Genomic DNA, 6,873 nt, shown 5'->3' on the forward strand with positions numbered 1-6,873 from the left:
GAAACGCTGCAGGCGTTCCGCGGCTTACTGCAGGCGTTCTCGAAACGCTGCAGGCGTTTCCGCCCAGACCGGGGCCCGGGACGCCGATCGCCGGCACCATGACGGCCCCGGCGGGCAGCGCGCGGGACCCTGTTGTTTGCTCACGAGGCGTGGGCAAGCCATAGCCGGTCGCGTCCCACCGGGGGCAGAGGTGCCGGGGGCAAGGGCGCTGGCCAGGGGCGCTGGCGAGGGGCGCCGGGCAGGGGCGCGGGGCAGGGGCGCCGGGCAAGGGCGCTGGCCAGGGGCGCCAGAGGCGCCAAGGCAGGGGTGGCCGGGGGAGGGAGGCGGCTGGGTCAGGGGCGGCCTGGCAGGGGTGGCGTGTCAGGTGTGGCGTGCCGGGCGGGGCCCTCCCGACGGGTCACTGCGCGTCGGGCGGGTAGGTCACCACCCCGTCGTCGACCACGGGCGTCGCCCCCCACGCGCCCAACTCGTGGAGCCGCGGGGCGGCGTCCCCCATGAGGTGCCAGACCTGCCCGCCGCGGGCGGTCAGGGTGTTCGCGATGAGCGAGCGGTGGCAACGCCACGGCATCGGCTCGCCGCACAGCAGGGCGACGCGGTGCTCGTCGGCCAGGGACGCCAGCCGCGCGATCCCCGCCTCGTACTCGTCGGAGAGCGTGTAGTCCGCGTAGCGGTGGAAGCTGTCGTTCGTCCAGCCGCCGTTGACGGCCGGGTCCACCGGCTGCTTCGGACGCCGCCCGCCGAGCTCGGGCAGGTGCAGATAGCCGATGCCGGCGTCCTCGAGCCAACCGGGCAGGACGTCGCGCCCGAACTGGGGGCTGCGGCGTGACCCCGGCTGCGCACGGACGTCGGCGATCAGGTCCACGTCCTGGCCCAGCAACGGGCGCAGGAAGGCGTCCTGGGGGCACGTCCAGTGGCCGATGGTCCAGAACTCGCGGTCGCTCACCCGTCCCATTGTCCACGCGGCGTGAGAAGGCGCCGTGCGAAAGACCCGCCTGACAGACCCCGCCTGAAAGACGACGCGGGGCGGTGCCCACGGCCCCCGGACGCCCACCCGGCTAGCCCACGAACACGCGCCCCTCGGCGTCCGTGGTGACGGGCCACGTGCGCAGCGCGGGCTGTTCGCCGTTGGTGCACGCGCCGGTCTCCAGGTCGTACGCGTACTGGTGCAGCGGGCAGATCACGACGCGCTCGTCGGCCTGGCCGTCGGCGATGGGTCCGCCGCGGTGGGGGCAGACGGCCTGGACGGCGTGGAGCCGGCCCGACCGCATCCGGAACACGGCGACCTGCTCGCCGTCGACCAGGAACACCCGCGCCTGGTCGGTGGGCAGGTCGGCCAGCGTGCAGACGGCCTCGGCGGTGGTCTCAGGCATGGGCGGACTCCTCGGTCTCCTCGGTCCGGACGACGGCGAACACGGTGCTGGGACGCTCAGTCATGCGCGGGCTCCCTGATCGGCACGAGCGGCAGCGGGATCAGCGGCAGCGTGGACTCGAACTGGCCCGGCGTCCGCGGCTCGCGGCGCTCGAGCCAGGGGTCGACGTAGGCGTCCACGGACGCCTGCATGCGCACGTCGAGCCCGGCGGCGAGGCCGTCGCGGTCGTCCACGATGATCGCCCGGATCTCCTCCAGGCCGATGCGCGGCACGAACTTGCAGCTCCGCTCCAGCCAGTTGGCGTTCTCCCGGTAGTACTGCATGAACCGCCCGACGAGCCGGATGACCGTCTCTTCGTCGTCGACCGTCGCGAGCAGGTCGCCCTTGCGGATCTCCGTCGCGGCCCCGCCGCCGATGTAGATCTCCCACGAGCCGCCCTCGATCGCGACGATGCCGACGTCCTTGATGTAGCTCTCCGCGCAGTTGCGCGGGCAGCCCGAGACGGCGAGCTTCATCTTCGCGGGGGATTCGAGCCCCTGGTAGCGCGTCTCCAGGTCGATGCCGAGCTGCGTGGAGTCGTTCGTGCCGAACCGGCAGAACGTCTTGCCGACGCAGGTCTTCACGGTCCGGAACGACTTGCCGTACGCGTAGCCCGACGGCATGTCGAGGTCGGCCCACATCTTCGGCAGATCCTCCTTGCGGACGCCGAGCAGGTCGATCCGCTGACCGCCGGTCAGCTTCACCAGCGGCACCTCGTACTTGTCGGCCACGTCGGCGATGCGCCGCAACTGGTCGGGCGACGTGACGCCGCCCTTCATCTGCGGGACGACCGAGAACGTGCCGTCCTTTTGGATGTTCGCGTGCACGCGGTCGTTGATGAACCGCGCGTCCCGCTCGTCGACGTAGTCGGCGCCCCACATCATCTTCAGCAGGGACGCCAGCCCCATCTTCGACTTCGCGTCGTCCTTGCCCTCGGGGGCGAGCGCGGCGAACACCGCGCTGACCGAGCGCAGGTTCTGCGCCCGGATCGCCGCCATCAGGGACGCCTTGTCCAGCGGCACGCCCGGCACGTAGTAGGACGCCGCGGCGTCCACCGTGAGGGCGTCGCCGGCCGCCCACTCGACGATCTGCGCGACCATGCCCTTGCAGGAGCCGCAGCCCTTGCCCGCGCGGGTCAGGTCCATCACCTGCCCGACCGAGGTGCAGCCCTTGTCGCGCACGGCAGAGACGATCGTGCCCTTGTCGACGCCGTTGCAGTTGCAGACCTGCGCGCCGTCGGACAGCTCGGCGATGCTCGTCTCCTCGGCGGGGCCACCGAGGTCGAACATGAGGGAGACGCGCTCTTCGGGGAGGGGGAGCCCCTGGTCGTAGGCCTGCGTCAGGAAGGCGGCCTTCCGCGAGTCGCCCAGCATCGTCGCGCCGATGACCTTGTTGTCGCGCACGATGATCGACTTGTACACGCCCCGGCTCGGCTCGCTGAACACGATCTGCTCGTCGTCGGGACGCTCGGGGCTCTGGATGCCCATCGCGGCGACGTCCAGGCCCGCGACCTTGAGCTTCGTGGCCGTCCGCGTGCCGGTGTAGGTGGCGTCCGGGTGCGCGCCGGTGATCTGGTCGGCCAGCACGACGGCCTGCTCCCACAGCGGCGCGACCAGGCCGTACACCTCGCCGCGGTGCTGGACGCACTCGCCCACGGCGAACACGTCGGGGTCGTCGACCGTGCGCATCGTGTCGTCGACCACGATGGCCCGCGACACGGTGAAACCGCTCGTCAGCGCCACGGCCGTCTCCGGACGGATGCCCGCCGTCACCACGAGCATGTCGGTCTCGAGGTCGTCGTGGCCCTGCAGCTTCACGCCGCGCACCGGCTCGCGGAAGCCGCCGATGACGCCGACCGTCCGGCACTCGGTGAGCACGGTGATGCCGAGCCGCTCGATCGCACCGCGCAGGACGTCGCCGCCGGCGGCGTCCAACTGCTGGTTCATGAGGGTGGCCCGGCTGTGGACGACCGTCACGTCGAGCCCCTGCCGCGCGAGGCCGTGCGCGGCCTCGAGGCCGAGCAGGCCGCCGCCGAGGACGACGGCGCGGCGATGCTGGGCGGCGTAGTTGAGCATCGCCCGCGTGTCCTCGATCGTGCGGAAGCCGAAGACGCCCTGGCGCAGCTCGCCGTGCCGGTCCTTGATGCCGGGGATGTCGGGGATGAACGAGTGGCTGCCCGTCGCGAAGATCAGCTTGTCGTACGCGGTCTGCGCGCCGTCGTCGGAGAAGACCACCTTCGCGAACCGGTCGACGCGCGTCACCCGGACTCCGGCGTGCAGCGTGATGTCGTGCTCGGTGTACCACTCGATCGTGTTGAGGAAGATGTCGGCGTCGCTCTCCTCGCCCGCGAGCACGTGGGAGAGCATGATGCGGTTGTAGTTGCCCCACGGCTCGGCGCCGAACATCGTGATGTCGAACAGGTCGCCGCCGCCCCGGGTGAGGATCTCCTCCACCGTGCGCGCGCCCGCCATGCCGTTGCCGATGACGACCAGACGCTGCTTGTTCGCCATCAGACCTCCACCAGGCCGAGGTCGACCACGATCGTGCCGCTCACCCCGTCCGGCGCGGCGACCTGCAGCTCGACGACGGTGCCGCCGATGAGGTCCTCGACGATGCGCAGCGGCACGTGCACGGAGCCCTTGGCGCCGATGGGGAACAGGCGCACGGGGACGCCGTCCTTCACCAGCGAGACCACCGCGAGTTCGTCGCTGGAGTTGCCGCCGCGGAAGTAGACGGCCTGGGCCACGACGCCGTCGGGGACGGTGTGGGTCAGCTCGGCGTCGACGGCCTGGGGGGCCGCGAGGCCGGCGCCGGAGAAGTCGTACGCACCCTGCAGGAAGACGTTCTGGGAGATCATGCGACCATCGTGCGCGAGCGATATGACGGATTTGATGAGGCCGTGTGTCGATGCTGTGACATCCCTCTCACGCGATCGAGCCCGGTTCGGAGGACGCGCAGCCGCCGGCCGGGGCCAGAATGGGCGTCATGAGCATGGTGACCGGCCTCGCGGAGCTGCGGGCCTCCGACCTCGATCGCGCCGGCGGCAAGGGCGCGAACCTCGGCGAGCTGCTGGCGGGCGGCTTCGACGTGCCGCCCGGCTTCGTCGTCACGACGGACGCCTACCGCCGCTTCGTGACCGACGCCGGCATCGGCGACCAGATCGTCCGGGCGGCGGCCGACTGGGCGCCCGCCGACGTGGAGGCGCTGGCCGCCCGGCTGATCGCGGACGCCGACTGGCCCGAGGGCCTCGCGGACGCCGTCACGGCGTCCTACGACGGGCTGGGGGAGTCGGTGCCGGTGGCCGTCCGGTCGTCGGCGACCGCCGAGGACCTCGGCGGCGCGAGCTTCGCGGGGCAGCAGGAGACGTACCTGAACGTCCGCGGCCGCGAGGCCGTGCTGGACGCCGTCCGGCGCTGCTGGGCGTCCGGCTGGGGGGCCCGCGCGGTCGAGTACCGGCGCCGGGCGGGCTTCGCGCCCGCCGACGTCGCCGTGGCCGTCGTCGTGCAGACGATGGTGGAGGCGGAGGCGTCCGGGGTCATGTTCACGGCGAACCCCGACAACGGCCGCGTCGAGCAGACCGCGCTGAACGCCGCCTGGGGCCTGGGGGAGTCGGTCGTGTCGGGCACGGTCACCCCCGACACGCTCGTCGTGGAGCCGGCGTCCGGGCGGGTGGTGCAGCGCGTCACCGCCGACAAGGCCGTCTGGACGCGGCCGCGCGCCCAGGGCACCGTCACCGAGGCGGTCCCCGAGGAACGCCGTCGCGAGCCCGTGCTGACCGACGCCGAGGCCGTCGAGCTCGCGCGCCTCGGCGAGCGGATCGAGGCGCATTTCGGCGCCCCGCAGGACGTCGAGTGGGCGCGGGCCGGCGGCCGGTTCGTCGTGCTGCAGAGCCGCCCGATCACCGCGCTGCCGCCGCGGGTCGGGGACGTCCCGACCGACTGGCCGATCGAGGATCCGACGGGGATGTACGTGCGGGCGTCCATCATCGAACAGATGCCCGACCCGCTGTCGCCGCTGTTCGCCGACCTCGTCCCGGACGCCGTCGTCCGCTCGCTGGGGGCCCTCTTCGACGAGCTGGCAGGGGTTCGACTCCCCGACGTGGCGTTCCCGCTGATCAACGGCTACCCGTACTACTACTACTCGCGCGCGACGTTCCTGCGGCTGCTCGCGCAGACGCCCGGCTTCCTCGGCCGCGTCCTGGGGCCGCGGTCGTCTCTGCAGCCCGTGAATCGGTGGCGCGAGACCTCCCTGCCGGCCTACCGCGACGTCGTCGCCCGCTGGGACGACCGCGACCTGCGTCCGCTGTCCGACGCCGCGCTGGTCGCCGGGCTCCAGGAACTGCTGCACGCCGGCTGCGTGTACTACACGGCCGTCCAGGCGGTCATCCCGTTCACGTCGATGAACGACGTCCTGTTCGCGGCGGCGTACACCCGGCTTGCGCGGCGTCCGGGCGACCCGGAGCCCGCGGCGTTCGTCGTCGGGTTCGACGCCCAGCCGATCCGCGCCGACAAGGGGGCCTACGACCTGGCCCGGTGGGCGTCCGGGCAGCCGGGGCTGCCCGACGCGCTGCGCGCCGGTGACCTGGCCGGCCTCGATCCGTTCGTCGCGAGCGCCTGGCGGACGCGCCTGGACGCCTACCTGCGCGAGTTCGGGCACACGACCGCGAACCTCGACTTCATGGCGCCCGTCCCGGCCGACGACCCGACGCCGGTGCTGGACGCCGTCCGCTTCTACCTCGACTCCGACGCCGACCCGCACGCCCGGCAGCGCGCGCTCGCTCAGACCCGCGAGCGGGTCACGCGCGAGCTCCTCGCCCGTCTCGACCCGGTGCGGCGCGCCCTCATCGGGGCGCTGCTGCGCCGGGCCCAGCGGGACGCCCCCGTCCGCGAGGAGGCCCTCGCCGACCAGGGCCTCGCCTGGCCGGCGATGCGGCGCATCTGCGCCGAACTGGGGCGCCGGCTCGTCGCGGCCGGGACGATCGCGGAGGCGTCCGACGTGTACTGGCTGCGCGCGGCGGAGTTGAGCGAGGCGGAGCTGAGCGAGGCGTCCGATCTGCGGGCGATCGTCGAGGAGCGCAAGGCGACCTGGCGCGGCCAGCGGCGGGCCACGCCGCCGCAGATCCTGCCCGAGGCGCAGTGGCTGCGCTGGTTCGGCTCGATGATGCCCGCCCGGACGGACGCCGTCGACGGCGGCCCCCTCCGCGGCACGGCGTCCAGCGGAGGCCGTGTGACGGCGACCGCCCGCGTCGTGATGGGACCGGAGGACTTCGCGTCCCTCGACGCGGGCGAGGTGCTCGTCGCGCCGATCACGACGCCGGCGTTCACGCCGCTGTTCGCGCGGGCGTCCGGGGTCGTGACCGACATCGGCGGCCCGCTGTCGCACAGCTCGATCGTGGCGCGCGAGTACGGCATCCCCGCGGTGCTGGGCACCGCGGTCGCCACGCGGCGCATCCGTTCCGGCGACC

General features: G+C 73.0%; 5 protein-coding genes. 1 reads left to right on the forward strand and 4 read right to left on the reverse strand.

Annotation, left to right across the window (positions count from 1 at the left end):
- Positions 1 to 397: 397 nt before the first annotated feature.
- From WMJ97_RS13685 to WMJ97_RS13700, 4 genes are all read right to left on the reverse strand, one after another.
- Positions 398 to 943 (reverse strand): DUF488 domain-containing protein, encoded by a 546-nt coding sequence (locus WMJ97_RS13685; protein ID WP_347349560.1) that lies wholly within the window; start codon positions 941 to 943, stop codon positions 398 to 400.
- A gap of 112 nt (positions 944 to 1,055) precedes the next feature.
- Positions 1,056 to 1,370 carry a Rieske 2Fe-2S domain-containing protein gene (locus WMJ97_RS13690; protein WP_347349561.1) on the reverse strand — a complete coding sequence of 105 codons (315 nt, stop codon included), beginning with the start codon at positions 1,368 to 1,370 and terminating at the stop codon, positions 1,056 to 1,058.
- Between the two features lie 56 nt (positions 1,371 to 1,426).
- Entirely contained in the window at positions 1,427 to 3,919 is a 2,493-nt protein-coding gene (gene nirB, locus WMJ97_RS13695; protein ID WP_347349562.1) for a nitrite reductase large subunit NirB, read from the reverse strand.
- Positions 3,919 to 4,266 (reverse strand): hypothetical protein, encoded by a 348-nt coding sequence (locus tag WMJ97_RS13700; protein WP_347349563.1) that lies wholly within the window; start codon positions 4,264 to 4,266, stop codon positions 3,919 to 3,921. Before WMJ97_RS13700 ends, nirB begins: the two co-directional genes overlap by 1 nt.
- Before the next feature lie 128 nt (positions 4,267 to 4,394).
- Between WMJ97_RS13700 and WMJ97_RS13705 the strand changes: the two genes are divergently transcribed.
- The coding region (locus tag WMJ97_RS13705) for a PEP/pyruvate-binding domain-containing protein (protein WP_347349564.1) at positions 4,395 to 6,873 on the forward strand (2,479 nt) is incomplete at its 3' end.

This window comes from Nigerium sp. (genome assembly GCF_039811905.1).
In the GTDB taxonomy this organism is placed as follows: Bacteria; Actinomycetota; Actinomycetes; order Propionibacteriales; family Propionibacteriaceae; genus Propioniciclava.

What these genes read in the sequence shown, in the direction of transcription:
- WMJ97_RS13690 (WP_347349561.1), bottom strand. Translation starts at nt 1,370, where the DNA reads ATGCCTGAGACCACCGCCGAGGCCGTCTGCACGCTGGCCGACCTGCCC.
- nirB (WP_347349562.1), bottom strand. Translation starts at nt 3,919, where the DNA reads ATGGCGAACAAGCAGCGTCTGGTCGTCATCGGCAACGGCATGGCGGGC.
- WMJ97_RS13700 (WP_347349563.1), bottom strand. Translation starts at nt 4,266, where the DNA reads ATGATCTCCCAGAACGTCTTCCTGCAGGGTGCGTACGACTTCTCCGGC.